Below are 21,444 nucleotides of genomic sequence, written 5' to 3' on the forward strand. Positions count from 1 at the left end.
AATCCTGCAATTCCAAAGCCGCTATCCGCCTCAATCAACAGGCCAGATCAATGGCTTGCGGATAGTTCACGGCCGACTCACTATTTCTATGCTGAACAGTCTCGCCTGAGTATATGTTTTAGCTAGTCGCTAATTAGACGGAATTCTGCCAGTCTGCATTCCCCCCTGATCTGATGTAGAGCAGCTTCCAAGTGGGAATTAGCCCCCCATCGACCGGATCGGGCGACACGAACATGCGCTGAAGGCTTGGCGGAACGGCTACTGGGACCATGATGCTACTCGAATGCAAGATAGTGTCAGAACGTCCCGGGAAGGCTGCAGGCAGGGGATGTCAGGTCAATCAGCCTATAGATATGATACCGCCCATTCGCTGAGACTTCACGATGGGCATAGGAGGTGGGAATTCTTGCCTTGAGATGGACGCGGCTGTCGGAGCAGGCGAGCACGGCAGCAGCGATGGCCTGAACCTTCGGGCCGCTGACAAAAACGTTCACCACCGCACGCGAGCCGAACCCGTCGAGATACGTCTCGAAAGCATCGAGGTGGGCCATCAGCCCGAAAGCCTGGATGTCGCGAACTTCGCCATCTTCGAGCCGGTGGGTTTCACGTACCTTGGCCACCTGTTGATCGAGCAAAGCATCGATATGCGCATTCTTGTCGCTTCTTGGGACGAGGAGCGAGATCCGTTCCGGACTGACGATATCGATCAATCCGTAGAATACGTCGGCATCTCCTCCGATCCCCACGAGCAGGACTTTCTCTTCGCCCATTCCTCCGCTGCCTTGAAGATGAGGGACGGTGACGTATCGGTCCAAGCCGCTGGAAAAATCCTCTTTGCCGATCGCGTTCCCGTAGATACCTTCGGCGTACCCGAATTCGAGAGACTGAATCGACATTTTCTTGAATGCCACCGCAATCAGCCATTGGATGTAGATTCGCGGCATCGTCGAGCACTCGACGAAAACCTTCCGCAGGCTTCCTTCGTATGAGCCACATGAAGCGGCCATCTGAGTGAGCAGGTGATCGAGGAGATTGATGTTCTTCTGATACTCGATGGAAGGCTCGAGGGTGATCACAGTCACTTCGACGCCCCATCGGGTACCCATAGCGATGAGCTTTCGCCGGTTTTCTTCGACGGCTGGGACGTTCGCTTCCTTCAGAGCAAAGTCCAGAACCACGATCTTGCCGACCTTCAGGTCAAGATGGTTTTCGAACGCGGCGAAACGCGTTTCCCATCCAAGCGCGACGATCGCGATATCTGCCTCCATCGTTTCGCAGGTACCTGCATCTCTCGCCTTCTCGGTGACGGCCAGATGGCCGAAGACTCGATACTCGACAGTTGAAGCGGTCATTCGAGATCGCTCTCGAAAAGCGAGTGCTGGAATTCGGTCTTGAGTGCGGGCCGCGCGACGAGCTCCTTAAACACCGAGTCGGCCCAGTCTTCTGGGAGCCGATGCCTGGTAAAAAGCAGGTCGACCATCCGCGCCGCAGGGATTGTGTTGATTTCGTACGGGCCGCGATAGGAGAACCCGAAGTAAGGTGCAAATCGCCGATGCAATCTGATCATCATCTCCTTCGATGCGGGGTCGGCGCGGTCCACCTCAAAGTTGCCGGCGGCGGAGACCTCCCGGATAAACCCATCCCTTTCCGCCCGACGCAGGACCTCGTCCAGTTTTCCGCTGGGTTGCTCCAGTCGGTTCACCAGCGAGCGCATTTCCTTTAGATCAACCCTGAAAATGCCTCTCTCTGTCGTTCCTAGAGCATTTTCTTCGGCAAACTCTGTCTGGAGGCGAGCGGTCAGGTAACCCAACGCCCGCACCATGCGCACGCTCTCTTCTTCGTACGGATGTGAAAGCGCCTGAAGTCCATCAAGCTTCCGTTGAGAGGCGGCGTTCACAGCCTGTCTCTGCTGTTCGAGATGAATCTGTAAATCCGAGTTGATGAATTCCACCAGTTTTCGTGGATCACTGGAACTCGGAACACTGCGGCGGAAGATCTCTCCCATTATATCAAGGAAATCGCGTATACAGACGTCGCTCAATGATGTGATGATCTGGTGCCCTACGTACGGGTAGTCATGCAGACGCAGCATCTGGCACGCTTTCAGAAAAGCCCATCCCTGTTTCCGGGCGATCGACCTCTTCAGATTTGAAGCATCCGCCTTGCTCATGGGCCGGCGCTTAATTTCCGGGTTCATGAGCGCGAGCGCCAGCCCTTCGGCATAAGGGCGCGCTTTTCGATCAAGAAGGAATTGCTGCTGATCCGCCGTCCTCAAATTCACGGAGAGGAATTCACGTGCTGCATCAGCAAGTGCCACAAGCTCTTCTCTGCCCTCGGAATGACCCGATATGATAACCCGCTCGATGATGTCATTGACGGAAAGCCGCCCCAGCCGGTTTTTGAGCGAAAACGCGCTGAGCGCATCGTTGCGCTCGAGATCACTCCGCAGATGGTCAGGAAGCGCATAGTACAGCCGAAGCGACGACACGTTCTCGCACAGCGTGGCGAACTCCCTCGGATCGACTGAATCAAGATTCTCGACGTCCCGGTCAGCATTCGAGAGCGACTGGCCGGGTATGATCGTCCGGATCGTGTCGTAGAGGCCGCCGATGTAGGCGAGGACCCATTTCACGTTGCCGCGCGTCTTTCTCACCAAGGTGTTCAGGAACTGCTGTTGGAGCGGTGTCAGTGCTTCACAGTCGTCAATCAGTATCTTGAAGAAGGGCGCCCTGTCACCGGCGAAAGATGGGCCATTTAAAAGTGGAGTGATCGCGGTCGCGACCTTGTTAATGATCGCGCCAGGGTCTGTTGCTCTGAAGCCGGTCGCTCCGGCATCGGCGGCAAAGAAGAACGCGTTGAAGCATTCGTCGACGTACCGGGTTATCCCACCCCGCAGCTCATCGATGCTGAAGAAGTCGAGACGGGCAGGTTGGGGTATGAAGTGCAGCACTTCGCGATGCAGTGCCAGGGCGACGTCCCTATCTTCGGAGGCCCGGTATTTCAAGTGGCCGTCGCGTCTGAGCTGGCCGATGCTCTCGAGCAGGCGTTCGACTATCTTCAGCTCCAGATAGTGAGAGAAGATTACGAATTGCCGCGGGATCACGGCGGCCGTGTCGAAGCGTATCCGCTCCGGAATGAGGTTCAGAACGGCGTTGTCGATTAGGGGCGAGAATGTCTCATTGAGCTGGAAGAAGACGCCATACCAAGCGAGCTTGCCGACTTGGTCCGAGAGACTTTTGTCTTCAAGAATATGGACTGTGGAAAGCGAGCGAAGAATGCTGGTCTTGCCGCTGCCTCTCGTCCCTGCGACGAAGACCGGCTTGGCGGCGGCAGAAATCAACGCCGACTTCTGACTGAACCACAGTATCGGGCGGCTTTCGTACTCGATCCTGTTGGGGCCGAACGGATTCTCCATCGCTATTCGTCCCTTACCTTAATGCGCCAAGCCGAGTTTGCCTTGGTGAGGCCGTCTATCTCGATGAAGCGCGCCGCTTGGAGCATCAGAAGAGAGTCTTCCAGATCTAGCCCGAGCTCGGCGGAGGCAGCAATCTCAGTGATCTCGTCCCAGAAGAGTAACCCATTCCCGCGCCTGGTGGCATGGTCGCGCAGTCGGCGCAGCAGGTCAAACGTGTCGTTGTTCAGAAAGGCCTTGCCGTTGGACATGGTCGAAATAAAGCAATGTTCGCCTTCCATGACCGTCCCGTCGGCGACATTGGTGCGGTAGGGTATAAGTCGGATGCCGACGAGCTCTCCCTGATCGGTCGTGAAGAAGACGAGCTCATTGAAACCTGACTGTATCTCTGGTGCTGAGATGCAGATCAATTTGCCGTCCGGAAACCTTGGATCGTTGACGATCTCGACCGGATCAGCATGTATGTGTCCATGCAGGTAGACGATAGGCTTGTTGCCCTGCAGCAGCTGAGTTCTGACAAATCCGCTGTTGAGCATCTCCGCGTATGGCGTAATGCGCGGAGTCTTTTGTGGCAGCAGATTGTGATGGCCGATTATGATGCCGTAACGCATGTCGGGCTGCTGGAGCAATTCCTGTAGGCCTGCAAGCATCTCACGCGAGATGTATGGCGTGTCCATCTGACCGTAATACTCGTCGTCGGACGCCTCCTTGTCTGGATCGCTGGGAGGTGTCGCGGGCGAATGTCCCGAGATGTCCGGCGAGCCGAGATCTAGAGGCTCTGTAGAAGGACTGAGTGCCTCGAGACGATCACGAAGGAACGCGGGAAGGTTTTGAAGCTCCCAACTGCCTATCGCTGTGTTGACGAGGATGAAGTTTGCGCCTGCGGATCCTGTCGGAAGTCTGAAGTGCACGGGTTGGTCCACGGGAACGGTCTGCCAACCCAAGCGGGCGGCTAAACTCGCCATTTCGCTGAATTTCTCAGTCGGTCCAAGTTCGCGCGCGTCATCACGGTTCACATCGTGATTTCCCGGTACGAATATCAACGGAAGCGCCTTTGAACTGCGTCCCTGTGCGCGGCAGAGCAACGTGAAATGCTGGAATGCCGAAGCAATGAAGGTCTTGTCGCCACGGCTCGTGAAATCCCCCATGAAGGCGATCGAATCCAAGGGCTTCGAAGTCGTCAGCCGCCGAAGTTTCGTCAAGACGGCACGCAGCGAAGACGCGCGTAGCTTCTGCGTTATTTTCGGAGCGAACTTGCTATCCTTGGCATCGATGTTGCTAGAGGAAGGATGCCAGTCCGGATAGTGAATATCGCCTACTTGAAGGATTCGCACCCGCCGCATAACTCGCCCCCCTGCCGAGAGCCATAGACTAATCCGTTCGCTTTTGCCAAGCGCGAACGATCATCCGCAGTGTCCTTAACGAGGTAGCCTGCACTTTTCGAGAATTGCCACGGCGGCTATTTTTCGGCTGTGAAGCACACGAGACCCGTGACGTGAGACCCAGTTGCTCAATGCCCAGTTGCTCAATGAGCTTTCTTACGAATAAGGGAGAATTTCCGCGGCCGGACTATCTCTGAGCGAGCGTGCATGACTGCCAACGGAAGGTCTTGCACGCACCCTTGCGATCTTGAGCAATGGTCGCCATGACTTTCTTCTTGCAGGCTTTTGAGTGGCCCAGCCTGCGATCACCAGACCCCACCGATTCTAAAGAGCGTGGCAGATGGGATAGTCGAGGTTGCCCGTGCACAGTCACGCTCAGGGCTTGCGCCGCCCAGAGGACACGCTGAAAAGGCAGATTGGGGCGCAAGCACGCCATTCACGAGAGGTTCGACATGAAGACCATGCAAGAAAAAGACATTCCGGCATTCGTACAAGCAGTTGTGGACGCCGGCTGCAAAATTTGCGCGATTGGCAACTTGGGATACGTCTTTGGCGATGCTGATTTCACGCCAGCGCAACGGAGGGCCGTCGAGCCACAGCTGCGTAGGATTGCTGAAATCTACGGCGAACGCGATCATCTCATGAACGAGATAGCTGTATATCTGCGGTCGATCGGACGCCATGTCGAGGTTGAGCCGAAGACAGGTATTTCCTGATGGCCGTGATCGCGAGAAGCCGTCTTCCAACCTCTGAATCCTAAAGGAGGTGACCCCCAAGGCCGTTCGTCACCTTCGACCAGAATAACCACATCCGTGACCGCCTGAGCTACTTGGTCGATACGCGCACATGGCCAATACAGTTTCTCCATCCTTCACGAAGCGAATGAGGCTTTGGCCATTCAGCCCCGGTCTACGGGGCGTGACTTGTCCCCGATGCATGCGCGAGCTCTCCGCCCGGCTGGCCGCCGGTCGTCGCCACCGGCCGAAGGCGCCCGAATGCGCTTGACAAGATAGCGTCAGCCCGTTCAACCTAAGGCATTCACCAGGGGAGTCCCGGCAAGGGGCTGAGATACTGCTGGCTTTCGCGGCGCAGTGACCCGTTGAACCTGATCCAGTTCATACTGGCGTAGGGACGGTGCAAGCGCTTTGCGGGAGTTTACGCCCGAGGTCCTGTTGCAGCAGGTCTACAGAAGCGTCTTTTCATCCTTCCGGCACAGAACTGGGTCTCCAATGCATGAGCAAAGGAGCCTCACGATGAATGCCCTCACCCCCGCCGTATCGACGGGACCACTGCCCGCCTCGCGGAAAATCCACAAGCCCGGCGTCCTCTACCCGCAGATCAGGGTGCCGATGCGCGAGATTTCCGTCCATCCGACGGCCGGCGAACCGCCCGTCACCGTCTACGATCCGTCCGGCCCCTACACCGATCCATCAGTCGAAACCAGCATCGAAAAAGGCCTTGCCCGGCTTCGCCACGAATGGGTCACGGCGCGTGGCGATGTCGAAGCCTATGACGGCCGCCACGTCCGGCCGGAAGACAATGGATTCGCCACCGGCGAGCGCCTGACACCGGAATTTCCGATACGCAATCGGCCGCTCAAGGCCAAGCAGGGCAAGGCGGTGACCCAACTTGCCTATGCGCGCGCCGGCATCATCACGCCAGAAATGGAGTTCGTAGCCATCCGCGAGAATCTCGGCCGCGAGGTGATGCGCGGCAAGCTGCAACGCGACGGCGAAGCCTTCGGCGCGGCGATCCCAGATTTCGTCACACCCGAATTCGTGCGCGACGAGGTGGCGCGCGGGCGCGCAATCATTCCCGCCAACATCAATCATCCCGAGAGCGAGCCGATGATCATCGGTCGCAATTTTCTGGTCAAGATCAACGCCAACATCGGTAACTCGGCTGTCACATCGTCGATGGCCGAAGAGGTCGAAAAAATGGTCTGGGCTATCCGCTGGGGCGCGGACACGGTGATGGACCTGTCGACCGGCCGCAACATCCACAACATCCGCGACTGGATCGTGCGCAATGCGCCGGTGCCGATCGGTACGGTGCCGCTCTATCAGGCGCTGGAAAAGGTCAACGGCATCGCCGAGGATCTGAACTGGGAGGTCTACCGCGACACGCTGATCGAGCAGGCCGAGCAAGGCGTCGACTATTTCACCATCCACGCCGGCGTGCGGCTGCACTACATCCCGCTGACCGTCGACCGGGTCACGGGCATCGTCTCGCGCGGCGGCTCGATCATGGCCAAATGGTGCCTGCACCATCACCGGGAGAGCTTCCTCTACGAGCATTTCGAGGAGATCTGCGACATCGCCAGAGCCTATGACGTCTCCTTCTCGCTCGGCGACGGCCTTCGTCCCGGTTCAATCGCCGATGCGAACGACGCGGCGCAATTCGCCGAACTGGAAACACTTGGAGAACTCACCAAGATTGCCTGGGCAAAGGACTGCCAGGTGATGATCGAAGGCCCGGGCCATGTCCCCATGCACAAGATCAAGCAGAACATGGACAAGCAGCTCGCAGTGTGCGGTGAGGCGCCGTTCTACACGTTGGGGCCGCTGACGACCGACATCGCGCCGGGCTATGACCACATCACCTCAGGGATAGGTGCCGCCATGATAGGCTGGTTCGGCACCGCAATGCTTTGCTACGTCACGCCGAAAGAGCATCTCGGCCTTCCCGACCGCAACGACGTCAAGATTGGCGTGATCACCTACAAGATAGCCGCCCATGCAGCCGATCTGGCGAAGGGCCATCCGGCAGCGAAAACCAGGGATGATGCCCTTTCGCGCGCGCGCTTCGAGTTCCGCTGGGAGGACCAGTTCAACCTGTCGCTCGACCCCGAAACCGCACGGTCCTTCCACGACCAGACCTTGCCCAAGGAGGCGCACAAGCTGGCACATTTTTGTTCGATGTGCGGGCCGAAATTCTGCTCCATGCGCATTTCCCACGACATCCGTGCCGAGGCCCAGAAGGAAGGCATGGCGGCAATGGCGGCAAAATACCGGGAGGGCGGCGATCTCTACATGCAGGCGGACGAGACTGGCGTACCGGTCGTGCCAGAGGCTCCCAAACCATCATGAGGGTGCTCGTCAAAGGGGCCGGCGTTGCCGGCCTCACCGTCGCTTTCGAACTCGCCGCCCGCGGCGCGACGGTCACCGTCGCCGAGATGCGGCATGGCCTTGGTGGCAACGCGTCGTGGTTCGCCGGCGGCATGCTGGCGCCATGGTGCGAGCGCGAAAGCGCGGAGCAGCCGGTGCTGGATCTCGGACGCGATGCTGCCGACTGGTGGGATGCGGTGCTGTCGGGTCAGGTGACACGGGCCGGGACATTGGTCGTGGCCGCGCCGCGTGATGCCGGTGAGCTTGACCGGTTCGCCAGTCGCACGTCAGGGCATCGGCGCGTCGATGAAAACGAAATTGCGCTCCTGGAACCCGACCTCGCCGGCCGCTTCCGGCGTGGATTGCTCTTCCCCGACGAGGCTCACCTCGACCCACGCCCGGCGATGGCGGCACTTCATGACAAGCTTGCGACCATGGGTGTCAAATTCCACTTCGGCTGCGACGCCCGGCCTGTTTCGGGATTCGCCCGTCAGATAGACTGCATGGGAATGGCAGCGGCCGATGACAGGCTGCGCGGTGTTCGCGGCGAAATGCTGATCCTTCGCACGCCTGATGTCTCGCTGTCGCGGCCGGTCCGTTTGCTTCATCCACGCTTTCCGCTTTATGCCGTGCCGCGCACCGATCACCGTTTCATGATCGGAGCGACGATGATTGAAAGCCAGAGCGCCGGACCGGTGACGGCGCGTTCCATGATGGAGCTGCTGGGCGCCGCCCATGCCCTCCATCCGGCCTTTGGTGAGGCCGAGATCGTTGAAACCGGTGTGGGTGTCCGTCCGGCATTTCCCGACAATTTGCCACGCGTCGAAACAGACGGTGAGATCATCGCGATCAACGGTCTTTATCGTCACGGTTTTCTCCTCGCCCCCGCCATGGCGCGCCAGGCTGCCGACCTGGTTTTCAGTCAAGACAGAACCAAGGAGCATGCTCATGAAACTGATGGTCAACGGCGAGGCGCGTGAGATTGCCGCCACCACGCTGGCCGAGTTGCTTGCCGCGCTCGACTATGAGGGCGATTGGCTCGCCACCGCCGTCAACAGCGACCTCGTGCACAAAGCCAACCGCGCGGAGTTCCAGTTGAGCGACGGCGACCGGATCGAAATCCTCTCGCCCATGCAGGGCGGCTAGCATGTTGGAGCTTTATGGAACCGAGCTTTCGTCGCGCCTGCTTCTCGGCACGGCTCAGTATCCTTCGCCGGCCATCCTTGCCGATGCAGTCAAGGCATCGGGCACGTCGGTGGTGACCGTCTCGTTGCGGCGTGAGATGGCGGGCGGTAGGGCCGGCGAACAATTCTGGTCGTTGATCCGCTCGCTGGGCGCCAGAACCCTGCCCAATACCGCCGGCTGCCTCTCCGTCAAGGAAGCCGTCACCACCGCGAAAATGGCGCGCGAGGTCTTCGGCACCAACTGGATCAAGCTCGAAGTGATCGGCAATCACGACACGCTACAGCCGGATGTGTTCGGTCTGGTTGAAGCCGCCCGCATCCTGTGCGAGGACGGCTTTGCGGTATTCCCCTATACCACCGACGATCTCGTTGTCGCCGAGCGGCTGCTGGAAGCGGGCTGCAAGGTCCTGATGCCGTGGTGCGCACCGATCGGTTCCGCCTTGGGACCGGTCAACATGACGGCGCTGCGCTCGATGCGCGGATATTTCCCTGGCGTCCCGCTGATTGTGGATGCGGGGCTCGGACGGCCGTCGCACGCGGCCACCGTCATGGAACTCGGCTTTGACGCCGTGCTCCTGAACACAGCGGTCGCCAAGGCGGCAGATCCGGTCGGCATGGCGCGTGCTTTCGGTAAGGCGGTCGACGCCGGTCGTGAGGCGTTCAGTTCGGGAATGCTCGAACCGCGCGACGTCGCCGTGCCATCGACACCGATGGTCGGCAGGGCCGTTTTTTCATGAAGCTCGATCCCTTCTACCTGATCGTCGACAGCGCCGCCTGGATCGAAAGGTTGGCGCCGCTCGGCGTCAAGCTGATTCAGCTTCGCATCAAAACCATGGATGAAACCGGGCTGCGCGCGGAGATCCGCAAGTCGAAGGCCTGGTGTGTCCAACACAAAAGCCAGCTCATCATCAATGATTATTGGCGCCTGGCAATCGAGGAAGGCTGCGATTTCGTGCATCTGGGCCAGGAGGATTTGCAAACGGCCGACCTCTCGAGGATACGGGCAGCGGGCGTCAGGCTCGGATTGAGCACGCATGATCATGTCGAGCTGGAAACGGCCATGTTTGCCGAGCCCGACTATGTCGCGCTCGGTCCGATCTATCCCACCACTTTGAAGAAAATGAAGTGGGCACCGCAAGGGCTAGAGCGGATCAGCGAGTGGAAGCGGCGGGTGGCGCCGATCCCATTGGTCGCCATCGGCGGCCTCAACCCCGACCGCCTCGACGGCGTCTTTGAGGCCGGCGCCAACAGCGCCGCAGTGGTCACGGACATCACGTTGAGCTTCGACCCCGAAGCGCGCACGCGAGAATGGATCGAAAAGACGGACCGATGGCGATGAGACGAGAACCGCATGTGCTTGTCGTTGGCGGATCAGATTCCAGCGGGGGTGCTGGAATAGCACGCGACATCGAGACGATCTCTGCCGTTGGCGTGCGCACCTGTCTCGCCGTCACAGCGCTAACGGTGCAAACGCACGACGCCGTGATCGAAATCCATCATTCGCCACCCAGCATGGTGGCCAATCAGATGTGTGCCGCGCTACAGGCCAACGACGTAGCCACAATCAAGATCGGCATGCTGGCGACTGCCAAGATCATTGTTGCCGTTGCCGCAGTGCTGCGCAAATTTCCGCAAGTGCCGGCAGTACTCGACCCTGTGCTGGCCTCCACCTCAGGCCGCGCACTTCTGGAAGCAGGCGCTATCGCTGCCATGAAGCGCGATTTGATGCCGCTTTGCTGCATTGTCACGCCCAACCTTCCTGAACTGGCGCTCCTTACTGGTTCCGAACCGGCTTCGGATGAGGACGGTGCGCTCCAACAAGGACAAAGACTGCAGGCCGTCGGCCCTCAGGCCCTGCTGATCAAGGGTGGGCACGCGTCGGGTCCCCGATCGGCCGATATTCTGTTACGCTCCGATCATGAACCCATCCACTTCGACACGCCGCGCCTTGCTATATCGATGCGCGGAACAGGTTGCATGCTGGCCAGCGCGATTGCGGCGCATCTGGCGAAGGCGAAGTCGCTCGAAGATAGCGTGCGCGAAGGCAAGCTGTTTGTGTTCGAGAAGCTTCAGAAATGCCGGCTGAATAATCACAACGTTCTGCGTCCAGCCAAGCAGACCCATTTTCCAGAATTTTTCCAGTAGCGAGACTGGAGGGCTACTGCTTCTCTATGCCATCCTTACAACGCGTTGAGTTCCACTGTGCCGTCCAGAATTATCTGTCGTTGTCCAGAATTAAGCCGGGCTTAGAACTGAAACGAACCCGCCGAAAGGTACGAGCGGCCCTCACTCGATAAGGGTTACCAAACCTATTCCTGTGGGCTACCAATCCGCGTGGTGGGTGGCCTTAGGTTACCAATCAGTGTGGCGTCCGGAATTATCTGCCTCTCTCCGGAATTAAGCCGAGATTAGAAGATCGGTGCGGTATTGCGCCCGGTCAAACCGTGTCGATTTGCGGCGTAGCCGACGTGTCTCACGCTTGGCGGCGTCGCACGCTGGTCCCGATTGTCGCCCGAATATCTGCCTACCGGCGACAGTGAATGCGCCAAGCTAGACCTTCGTCGATAGGGCGGCTCCGGTTTACCAATCCTGTCGTCCTAGGTTGACCAATCCGTTGTCGACCGTGAGCGGGTTTACCAATAAGGGCGGCTATATTCTGCGCAAACCCAATCACCTGATGCCAATCCAGAATTAATCGTCATTAAGGGCATTGGTAAACTCAGTCTGAAACCCCACCCTTAGCCAGAAAACTCTCCTGTTTTCAATCGCATAGCCCGCCCGCCAGCAACCGATAATTCGGGACCGGTAAACCCGTGAAAGGCCCAATAATTCCGGACGTCACACCAGTCTGCCCTTTTATGCGACTTTTCGAGCACAGACCGGGAACATCTGACCGTTTCCATTCATCGCCCAAGGCCGGTTTAGCGCTGGAAAAGCCAAAGTGCGGGAGTAAGAATGGCCGCAACGGGGCCGGAAGCCGTCGGTCAGCTTTCGGGGAGTGATCCCGGTAAGTTCGCAACTCATTCGCTTCTTTTCTGCAGTCCCCGCCATTACGAGTTGGCGGTGTCGGTCGCCGAGGGGATCAACGCCATTACTGCGGCTAGTTCGGCCCTCCGGACGAGGAATGGCATGCGCGTCGTCCCATAGTGCTTGGCAAGATGGAAGCGGTGCATGCCTCCTACGATGTGAACTTGGCCTTGGTACTCGCCGAGCAAAGGCGGTGTGACACCGCGGCCATGCAGCCATCGGTAGGCGATCCCACAGCTCTTGCTCTTGTAACGTTGATGCCAAGGACCCTTGTCCCTGCTGGCGGCGTAGGTAAGCCTGCCGCCAACGTCAGTGACATCAGCGTCGATAAGAATGAAATCCGTCGAAGCGTGGTCGCTGGGATCATCGCCGTCGAACGCGAGATAGAAGTTTGCAGGATCGCAGTCCCATATCGCAGTCAGTGCAACCGGAATGTTCTTTCTTCCTTTGCACCAGATGTCGACCTTGCGTTTCTCCTGAGCGCGGGCGACCTCGAAGGCTTCGTCTAGTTTTCCTTCCGCGACATCCATGGCTGTGATGACGTTCAAGCCAAGGGCCGTCAGACGGTTGATCTCGTCCACGTTCGCCATGCCTTCTCCTCTGGCAGCAGATTATTATCCACCGTTGGAAGATGCGGCGGCAATCCAAGCCTGAGGCACGAGGGCCTGTCCACGCCATTCCTCAATCAACTTGACTCCGGGAAGCTTGCCCCAGACGTCCTCATCTGCATGATCCAGCACGATGATCTGGAGGCGACCTTTCGCGGCCATGACCTCAGCGCCTAGGAGCGCAAAGACCTTCCTGACGGCGACCACGTCCTGATCCCTCCACGCGATGAGGTCGGGGCCCTCGTCGCCCGCCGCCCGCTTAGGAAAATAGACTTGGCTAGGTTGGTCGAAGATCAGCTGACCAGGGACTGGGTGATGAGGTTCGGCCAGGAAGTAGTGCTGCAGCGCAAGCATTAGTGCGACGTGATACGCGAGCCAATTGGCGCCGCTGCCAATCTCCCACAGGTAGTCCTCACGCGTTCCCCTAGTCACCTTGACGGTCAGGTCTTCAATCAACAGCCTAATCGGGGCCTCGGGCCACTCCGCGTCAAGCTGCGGAATCAGCCGATTGGCATGATGGGAGACTTGGTGCAACGCGTTGAATAGCTTGCGCTGGATGTCGGCCTCGGAGATCGTCTTTTGCAGCGTTGCAATATCGGCCTGCAGCGAGGTGAGTTCCTGCCGCAAATCCGACGACTGGTCGGCGCGGTCGTAGACGTGCAACGCCTGCTCCAATCGACCGAGGAAGCGCTCAAGCCTATCGAAGCGATTGGCCTCGTCTCGGGCGACGTCAGAGTCCCGTTCCAGCACCGCTATCTCGCTACGGACATCGTTCAACTCAGATAGGACCGCTTCAGCGGCGCCGCGCTGGCGCAGGATTTCCTTGTCAAGCGTGTTAGACATCGCAGGGTGGGTCCGCAGTCGGATCTCCAGACCGCCGAGGTTGTCGCAAAGGGCCAAGACCTTCTCGCGGCCGCCGTCCCCGAGTGCGACCAACGGATCGGCGAACTCGTCGGCCAAGTCCCTCAGCCACGTGGAAAGGTCCAAGCGGTCACGTTGGATGCGCATGGCGTCGCCGTACGCCTCGCTGCTCTCCACCAGACGGCGCAGTTCGTTCAGGCGCTGACGATGCTCGGTAAGTCGCGCGGCGATTTCAGTTTCCGACGCACGAAGGGTTTCCAGACGCGTCAGCACCACATCGATGCCGGCCAGGCTTGGTCGAGCAAGACTTGAGTTGCTGTTCGACACGCGCCGAAGCAGGTCAACAACGTCACTCCAGTCCTTCGGCACTTCAGTGGAGGAATCGACTAGGCCAAGTTCGACTGCCTGACGCAGCCACGCCTCCGCCTCCGCCCGCCAAGCGCCAGTTGCCGACACGATCGCGCGTAGCTCAGCCTCCTTCCGGCGGAGGTTGCGCTGGAGCCGATCGATCTCAAACCGCGCCTGGAGAATCTTTGCCGTGACCGCGCCCAGAACGTACGGGAAGATGGTCTTTAGCTTCTCCCGGTGTTCCGTCGTATCGGCCTTGAAAAACATCACGTCGGGATTGGCGATCACGTTCTGAGGTTGGAACGTGAAGGCCATGAGGTCGCGGAAGCTTGGCCTTTGCTTGAATCCATTCTCTGTACCTGGTTCGAAGTCGAGGTCAGTCAGTCCTGCCAGGCGGTTCATCGCGCGCTTGACCGTGTCGACATTGGTGGTCTTGTCGGTGATCGTCTCCGGAATTTCGACCTGTGCGCCCTCCAGCAGCACCATGTCGCCTGTGCTCTGTTGGTCCCCCGGTTCGCGTCGCGCCAAGAGCTTTTCGCCCTCCAGCGTCTCGATCAGAATGCCGAACCAGCTGCAGTTCTCGCGGATTACGCCCACCGGAATCGCGCATTTCTCCGAGCCCAGACAGTAATCAACAATAGGGATAACGGCGGACTTCCCGGTCTTCGACGCGCCGCTGATGACGTTGACGACACCGGGCTCGAACTTGACGACCCGCGGCGCTGCACCATTGCGGGGCCAAAGGATCAGTTTTCGAAGCTGGAAATACATCTAGAACTCCACCCGTAACAGGTTGGCCACCTGCGCGGTCCCCAGGTTCGAAAACCAGAAACCCAATTTCTCCGAGGCAGGTCCGAGGTGCTTGACGCGCTCTGGAAGGACGAGCCTCCTCGGTTTCGGTTCTGGTACGTTTGCTCTTAAAGTAGCATCCTTGTAATCCACGGACAGCAGCCGCCCGCTCACACCGACAGCGGCCGATTGCAATGTCAGAGTACGCAGCAGCAGCGCTCGCTCGTGGACGGCGAGGAGTTGTTCCCGTTCCTTCCCGAGCTTGGCCGCGAAGAGCGCCAGTCCAGAGGGTCGGTTTGTCGAAGTCACGATTTCGAGCGTTGCGCGATGCAGGACGATTGGCAGCACGAGAAACGCCAAGGCGAACGGCGCTGGACGTTCGTCCTCAGCCTGGAAACCTTGGCCAAATTGCCACAATGCGAAAGCCCCAAGTCCTGGATTCTGGACAAGGGCGAGGTCGCTGAGCGGTAGGTGCGATCGGCCAGCCTCAATCAAGTCGCTGGCTCCAAAAGAGTCTGGTAGTCGGGATGCCAGCCGAGGCGCAGGCCGTGGGCAAGGGCGTTGAATGATCCGTGGACGAAATGACCGGGGACGACTCGACCATCGAGTGGAGGCTGCAACTGCGCGCAGCGCCTGTAAACTATTCTACCACGAACCGTTGCGGGGTGTCCGGCCTGTATGTCGTGCACCTCTGCACTGACGTGCTCATAGCGACCGACAAGATCATCGTCCCAGTCACTTAGGTTCTTCTCAAAGATTAGCCCGCTTTCGCCCCAGATCGAGATGTCGGCGAGCGTCCTAAGGTAATCGCTAACAGCCCGGACGCACGCTTCGTCTCCCACCTCGATCAGCTCGAGTTGGCGGACGAAGGCGGGACGGTCGGCGATCAATTGTTCGATGGCCTCGACAGGCGGTTGCTTGGTGAAAGACGACAGCAGCCCTGGAAGGTTGTTCTTCTGAACAAATGCTCTTTGCTCGGCCTGAAACGCGTCCACGTCCAAGATGGCGGGCTTGCCAGCTCTAATCAGCCTGTCCGCCGCCTCCTTCGCAGCGCCGATCGCGCGTTCGCACACTAGGTCGATGATGAGCGGAGAGACCGTCGGCTTGAAGATCGCGCGTATCGGATCGACGGGATCTGCATCGACGCTGATAACGGCGAGATTCTTGACCAAGGCGGCGCAATGAGCCGCATCAGCGTTCAGGAAAGCTTGGACGTCGGCGTCGCATGCCGGTGCAGCTTTCAGCTTGCTGTGGGCTTTGGCGAGGTTAGCGACCAGCGCCTCCACGTCGGCATCTGTTTTCGCGTCGTTCAGCGCGATCGCGAAGGCACCCGCCTTCACCGGTGTGACATATAGCCGGAAATGGCTGGTCGCCGGGTCGATCTCTCCCGCCGCCATGAAGCTGAGCCAGTTGGCCAGAGACTTCCACAGGTCCGCAGCCCAGTCGGATATCGGATTTTGCTTCAGTGCGCTCTTGCTTTGCTCAAGAACGACTTCGCCGCCGACCAGGTGAACCGCCACATCGTCTAAATGTTCAAGAGAGACCAAGGCGCCGCTAGGCGCGTTGAGCAGGTGAAAGCAAAGGCGTACAGGTTGAAGCGCATAGCCGAGGTATTGGCCAGCGGCGCTGTGTTTTCCCGTTTGCGTCTTCGCGTTCATTGCCCATCCCGTTCTCCCGAGTCGCACCGGAAGAAGCCAGTAACGATATTGGTATAGTTCGCCGTTGTTTACAATTGGCGCCCCGGCGATAGGACGGCTAGGCGCGATACAATTGCTGTTTAGGGCCAGCTCTCGAAGTCCAGATTCGGCAGGACAATGAATTTGCAGGACGTCCATTATGGGCACATCGGGGCCGTCTATGGCTCGGGCGATATGTCCGCTTTTGGACGAACGCGAAGTTTGCCGGAACGTCTGACTTTGGGCGCATACTTGCCGTCAAATTCGGCGTCCTTCACTGGTTCGTTCACGTATTCCGGAGAAAATTACTGTGCGAGTTGATGGATCCTCGTTCCCGGTACGACAGCCTCAGCTATTTCACATAGATGCTTATGGTGCGTCAGGTAGATGACCTGACCTGTGTTTGCCATCGCTCCGAACAGCCTGAAAACCTCCTCCGAGCGAATATGGTCGAACGTCTCCATGATGTCGTCGGCGACGAATGGGACCGAGGGCCGAAATTGCGCGAACTCGTAATAACCGGCGAGTCTTAGGGCAAGGTACAGCTGAAATCGTGCACCCTTTGAAAGCGCTTCGGTGACCTTGGATTGCCCGTCACCCTGCACAGCAATGAGAACCTCACCACCTCTTACAGGCTGGGTTGTCAGCCCCGAATACTGGCCACGCGTCATTAGCTTGAACGCGTCTGATGCGCGCGCCATCATGCCGGAGCGATGGCTCTCACGGTAGATCCGCAAAGCATTGCCAGCCGACATGATGCCAAGCTTCAGCTCTATGTAGCGAACGGCCTTCTCCTCGATTTCCAGCAGGGTTGTGCGCCGTTCAGCATCCAGGCGTGCAACCGCACTATCACCGCCGATGGCGTCCAGCTTGTCGGCCGCGCGCGTCTGCCGGATCAGCTGTTGCTGGATGGTTTCATCGAACAGGCGAAGCCGCTGCTCACCCTCAGCCTTCTCGACCGCGAGGCCGTCGAAATCGATCGCGTCCAGGATCGAGCGGGCCTGCTCGAATCCGTCGACCGCGAGCTCCGCCACTATCCGTTCCTCAAGTTCGGCGACGGTGGTGCGCAAGCCATCGCGCTCACGCAACAGCTCATCGCGTTCGACTACCTCGGGCAGAGTGGCGACACCAAAGACGCCCAGCACCTCGTTCTTGCGGCGTTCGTGTGCCAAAATCTCAGTGTCGAGGATGTCGCGCGCCTCCTTGAGGCGCTTCAGGTCGTTGCCGAGGCTTGCCTTCGTTTCACGTGTCCGCTCGGCACGCTCTAGGCGCTCGGCAAGGCGGATGGCCAACTGCTCCGGGTCGGTATCCTTCGTCGGCTCGTCGGCTTCAACCGCAACGGCGATGACCTCGACCAGAAAATTGGCCCTGTCGGCCTCCATCTTGTCGATACGCAGCTGCAGGTCGTCCCGTTCCTGCAGGCTTCTTGAAAGTTCGGCCAATTGATCGAGCACAGTGCCGACGCCGGATGCGGAGAGCCCGCTTTCGAGCCAAGTTCCCTTGAGTGCTTCGGTAATGCCGGCCAGCCATTCCTCCTCGCGACGCTCCGCCACACCTACTGCAACCCGTCGTGCCGCTAGATCCTCTTCTTTGGAGCTCACCATTCTGAGCGCCTCGGCATACTCGGCGTCCACCTTGCGCTGCCGATCCAGAAACGGCTCCGCGATGGCCATGATTGCTTCGAGGGTGTCGTTGGACTCTGATACAATGCCGACGCTTCCCAGCACTGCTCTCATTTCCAAGCGTATCTGCTCGCCGGCGTCAGCGGCTCGCTCGGCCTTCAAGCGAGCAAGTTCGATCTGCTCCCAGGCAGCGAGCGCATCGCTGCGCGCCTCGATCTGATCCTCGATCCTTTCGATCAGGCGCTCAGACGAAGGTTCCACGGCGTCTCCGAGCAGGTCCCTGGCGGCCGCGCGGATTTCCAACAATTGGGTATCCACATCCTTGCCGAGCTGTGTGCGTTGGATGCCGTTGCGTGACAGGTTGGCCGCGGCCTCGGCCAGCTCGCGCGTAGTTGCCCGGATCTCAGCCAGATCCGCCGCGCCGGCCAGCCGGCCTGCGCTGGCAATGTCATCGCGCGCCAATGCCACGGCGAAGTCGTCAGCGGTGTCACCGGTCAGCGCTGCGCGGTGCGTTGCCCACGCATCATCGCGAACTCGGCGGATGGCGGTAGCCGCTTCATCGTCGACAATGTCGCCCGAGGCACGAAGGGCATCCAATCGTGCGGCGAGCATGGCATGGTTGCCCTCGTATTCAGCAAGGCGTTCGGCAAGTACGGCGGTGTTCCTTGCCAGTTCTGACGCTACCGTCTTCCAGGCGGCAATCTGCCCGGCGCTCGGAACCGCGACGTTGGCGAGAGCGAGGGCATCTCCGTTCCATGGACGCAAGCGCGCGAGCGCCGCCTTCCATCGGATTGTTCCCGCATCTTCCGCCTCGCGAGCCGTCCTAATCTCTGCCTGGTGTCCGCTTGCTCGCGCTTTCGACAAAGCCGAGCCCAGCCTTGCCCTGGCAGGTTCGGGCACCGCCCTTTCCTCGCCGACCCGCTGCCTTGCCACCTGCAGCGCATCGAGTGCCGCCGCGGCTTCGTCGCGAGCGGCACGCATCCCGGTAGCAATCCCGGACCTCTGCTCGACCATGGCGCGAACGACGCCAACGGTGACGGCAGGCAGAAGCAGCGCGCCAGGATCCGCCTCGGAAGATCGGCCCAAGGCGGCAAGGCAGCTCGCCACGCTGTTGTTGAGGATTTGCAGCTCCATCCTGCGAGTGGGCAAGTCAAAGCCAGCCGCGGTATGGCGCACCTTGCTCTCCGCCAGCCCGCGAATGCGTTCGGAAATCGACAGGATCGGTTCGTCCTCGTCGACCGCAGTGACTTTTTCCGCCAGGCGCTCGGTCTCGTCGATGTTTGCGGACAGCCGCGTTCTGAGGCTGGCATCGTCATCGATCAGTTCGGTGACACTTCCCGTCGATGTCCGGGCTGGGGAGGCGATGTCCGGCAGCTGATCCAGCCGGGCAATCTTGCGCCGGATATCCGCCAGCATCGGCGCAGCACGCACGTAACGAGCAAAGGTATCCAGCCTGGCCACCAGCACCGCCCGATCGCTGATGGTTCGGCCGTACTGCTGCGCTGCATCGAGACGTTCGGCCTCCAGGCCCTCGTAGGTTGATGCAAGGGTGTCGATCGCATCCCTGCGCGACTTTACGTCAACAAGGCGCTTCTTCAACAGCGCCAGTTCGGTTCCATGCGCCTGCTTCCGATACAGAGCGTCTGCTTCGGCCTCGAGGGCGTTCAACGTATCACTTGCGTTCCCAAGACCGGCGCTGGCCGTGAACAGAAGCTTGCCGAGGTCGCCCCGCGACTCCAGGATAGATTTTCCGCCGGCTTCCAACGTCTCGTCATCGAGTGAGAACATCGTCGTGTAGGCGTCGCGCGACAGACCGGCGAGATGCGCCGTGATCGCCACCTCGCTTACCGGTTGGCCCGTCGCATTCAATAGCGAATTACTGCGCTGTTTCGTACGCGTGAACGTGTGTTCGGAGCCGGCCAGTTCCAGCACCCCGCCGATGCGCATGGCACTGTACTCGTGCAGGAAGTTGTAGCGGCTCCGTTCCTCGATGCCGAACAGCAAGTCTAGATAGGCCGAAAGCGCAGTCGATTTGCCGGCCTCATTCAGGCCAAACACGATATGCAGATCAGGTCCGGATTCCGGTTTGGGTCCGAAGTCGATCGAACGATCGGTGAACTTTCCATAACGAATGAGGTCAAGGCGCCGCAACCTCATGACGATCCACCGGCCTTAAGGCGGGCAGTCACCAAGTCCGCGCCCTTGGAAAGCACCTGATCGAGGAACTGTTCCAGCCCGGCTTCGTCCGTCCCAGCAAAATCCCGCCCGTCGGCCGGAAGGTCGGCGACCATCTTTTGGACGAACGCCCTCGCCTCAGCGCGGAAGGCCTCCGAGGTGGCATCGGCACGCATTGATTGCTCGAGTTCGAAAATCGGATCAGCAATATCCTCGGCGGTCTCCGTCCGAGGCGGCGCGAGGTCAAGCTCGAGCTTCTCCACCCACGTATGGCCTAGCTGTTCCGCAGCCTGTTCGGCTTCGGCAAGAAGGAGGTCCCTGTCGCGGATCAGCGCCCACATCAGTGGTGACGTTCCTGTCAGGCCAATGCGAGCCACAGCATGACGCGATCGGACGGTTGCCCGCATCTCTTCGAGTGCGAAGCGAACACGCGCGACGGCCTCGGGCCACTCCACCGCTCCGGTAAGGTCGACGCTCACCCGTTCGAACTGCGCAACGCTGGTCAGCCGTTCCTCGATCTCCACCGAACGGTCGTGGCGCACCGTCACCAGGGTGACTGATTTCTCACCGGCCTCGTTGATATCCCTCCCCTGCGGTATTCCCGGCATCACCACGGCACTGGCGCCAGGATGGACTTGGCGAGCATGGATGTGGCCGAGGGCCCAATAGTCGAAACCGTGGGCGTGCAAGTCAGCGATGCTGCAGGGCGCGTAAACGTCGTGACCTGGCGATCCAGCCAGACTGGTATGCATGATGCCTATGTTGACGGCCCCTTCACGAGCCGCCGGATATTTGGTTAACAGGCTGTCCGGCGCCTTAGGGTTCGCAAAGCTCAAACCATGGAATACGACGTCCAGACCGCCGGCTGTCTGCAATACCGACTGAGCACGACCACCAAAGATGGTAACGGTGTCGGGAAATACCAGCTGTTTGGAAATCCGCGACAGGGCGTCATGATTACCGCGGATCTTGAAAACCATGATGCCGGCCTGGTGCAGGCGTGTCATCTGCGCGCCCAAGAACCGCGCTGTCTTCATTGAAGTCTGGTCGCCATCGTATAGGTCGCCAGCAATGACCAACGCGGCCACACGTTCCTCAAGGCAGAGATCCACTATCGAAACGAATGCCTGGCGGCTGGCGTCGCCCACCAGCCCGGCAAGATCGGGATTTCGCATCGCCAGCGAACGAAGCGGCGAGTCGAGATGAATATCGGCCGTGTGTACGAATCGAAATGCCATTCGGCCTCCGCCAGC

The 21,444-nt window shown here is 59.5% G+C and carries 16 protein-coding genes and 1 riboswitch; of the genes, 7 read left to right on the top strand and 9 right to left on the bottom strand.

Translation table 11 applies throughout. The features are described from left to right. Nucleotides 1-296: 296 nt before the first annotated feature. From LB556_RS30535 to LB556_RS30545, 3 genes are read right to left on the bottom strand one after another with little or no spacing between them, the layout of a single operon-like run. Nucleotides 297-1,352, bottom strand: a complete 1,056-nt coding sequence (locus tag LB556_RS30535) for a hypothetical protein (protein WP_063169411.1) — start codon at nt 1,350-1,352, stop codon at nt 297-299. After that, a complete protein-coding gene (locus LB556_RS30540; protein WP_063169412.1) occupies nt 1,349-3,415 on the bottom strand; it encodes a hypothetical protein in 2,067 nt (688 codons plus the stop codon). Before LB556_RS30540 ends, LB556_RS30535 begins: the two co-directional genes overlap by 4 nt. 2 nt (nt 3,416-3,417) lie before the next feature. Beyond that, nucleotides 3,418-4,755 (bottom strand): metallophosphoesterase family protein, encoded by a 1,338-nt coding sequence (locus LB556_RS30545; RefSeq protein ID WP_063169413.1) that lies wholly within the window; start codon nt 4,753-4,755, stop codon nt 3,418-3,420. 491 nt (nt 4,756-5,246) lie between these two features. Here LB556_RS30545 and LB556_RS30550 point away from each other — a divergent pair, with 491 nt between their 5' ends. The 7 genes from LB556_RS30550 (at nt 5,247) to LB556_RS30580 (ending at nt 11,230) form a co-directional block, all read left to right on the top strand. Beyond that, entirely contained in the window at nt 5,247-5,510 is a 264-nt protein-coding gene (locus LB556_RS30550) for a hypothetical protein (protein WP_082826710.1), read from the top strand. Nucleotides 5,511-5,827: 317 nt separating this feature from the next. Further along, nucleotides 5,828-5,944, top strand: a riboswitch (TPP riboswitch). A gap of 103 nt (nt 5,945-6,047) precedes the next feature. Then, on the top strand, nt 6,048-7,883 hold the full coding sequence (gene thiC, locus LB556_RS30555; RefSeq protein WP_063169414.1) for a phosphomethylpyrimidine synthase ThiC: 1,836 nt from the start codon (nt 6,048-6,050) through the stop codon (nt 7,881-7,883). Next, complete coding sequence (gene thiO / locus LB556_RS30560; protein ID WP_063169415.1) at nt 7,880-8,881, top strand: glycine oxidase ThiO; 1,002 nt, start codon at nt 7,880-7,882, stop codon at nt 8,879-8,881. Before thiC ends, thiO begins: the two co-directional genes overlap by 4 nt. After that, entirely contained in the window at nt 8,850-9,047 is a 198-nt protein-coding gene (gene thiS, locus LB556_RS30565) for a sulfur carrier protein ThiS (protein WP_024504260.1), read from the top strand. Before thiO ends, thiS begins: the two co-directional genes overlap by 32 nt. Before the next feature lies 1 nt (nt 9,048). Next, nucleotides 9,049-9,822 (top strand): thiazole synthase, encoded by a 774-nt coding sequence (locus LB556_RS30570; RefSeq protein WP_024504259.1) that lies wholly within the window; start codon nt 9,049-9,051, stop codon nt 9,820-9,822. Then, the gene (locus tag LB556_RS30575) at nt 9,819-10,424 is read left to right on the top strand and encodes a thiamine phosphate synthase (protein ID WP_063169416.1); all 606 of its coding nucleotides are present in this window, start codon (nt 9,819-9,821) and stop codon (nt 10,422-10,424) included. The genes LB556_RS30570 and LB556_RS30575 overlap by 4 nt, the downstream gene beginning before the upstream one ends. After that, the gene (locus tag LB556_RS30580; protein ID WP_063169417.1) at nt 10,415-11,230 is read left to right on the top strand and encodes a hydroxymethylpyrimidine/phosphomethylpyrimidine kinase; all 816 of its coding nucleotides are present in this window, start codon (nt 10,415-10,417) and stop codon (nt 11,228-11,230) included. Before LB556_RS30575 ends, LB556_RS30580 begins: the two co-directional genes overlap by 10 nt. A gap of 905 nt (nt 11,231-12,135) precedes the next feature. Here the strand turns inward: LB556_RS30580 and LB556_RS30585 are convergent. From LB556_RS30585 to LB556_RS30610, 6 genes are all read right to left on the bottom strand, one after another. After that, on the bottom strand, nt 12,136-12,702 hold the full coding sequence (locus tag LB556_RS30585; RefSeq protein WP_063169418.1) for a hypothetical protein: 567 nt from the start codon (nt 12,700-12,702) through the stop codon (nt 12,136-12,138). 24 nt (nt 12,703-12,726) lie between these two features. Continuing rightward, complete coding sequence (locus tag LB556_RS30590) at nt 12,727-14,700, bottom strand: DUF3732 domain-containing protein (RefSeq protein ID WP_063169419.1); 1,974 nt, start codon at nt 14,698-14,700, stop codon at nt 12,727-12,729. Continuing rightward, nucleotides 14,701-15,213 carry a three component ABC system middle component gene (locus LB556_RS30595; RefSeq protein WP_063169420.1) on the bottom strand — a complete coding sequence of 171 codons (513 nt, stop codon included), beginning with the start codon at nt 15,211-15,213 and terminating at the stop codon, nt 14,701-14,703. It abuts the gene before it with no gap. Further along, nucleotides 15,210-16,376 (bottom strand): ABC-three component system protein, encoded by a 1,167-nt coding sequence (locus LB556_RS30600; protein WP_063169421.1) that lies wholly within the window; start codon nt 16,374-16,376, stop codon nt 15,210-15,212. Before LB556_RS30600 ends, LB556_RS30595 begins: the two co-directional genes overlap by 4 nt. 323 nt (nt 16,377-16,699) lie before the next feature. Further along, nucleotides 16,700-20,173 (bottom strand): ATP-binding protein, encoded by a 3,474-nt coding sequence (locus LB556_RS30605; RefSeq protein WP_063169422.1) that lies wholly within the window; start codon nt 20,171-20,173, stop codon nt 16,700-16,702. Next, the gene (locus LB556_RS30610; RefSeq protein WP_063169423.1) at nt 20,170-21,429 is read right to left on the bottom strand and encodes an exonuclease SbcCD subunit D; all 1,260 of its coding nucleotides are present in this window, start codon (nt 21,427-21,429) and stop codon (nt 20,170-20,172) included. Before LB556_RS30610 ends, LB556_RS30605 begins: the two co-directional genes overlap by 4 nt. Nucleotides 21,430-21,444 lie beyond the last annotated feature (15 nt).

It is taken from the genome of Mesorhizobium sp. ES1-4 (genome assembly GCF_020164745.1).
In the GTDB taxonomy this organism is placed as follows: Bacteria; Pseudomonadota; Alphaproteobacteria; order Rhizobiales; family Rhizobiaceae; genus Mesorhizobium.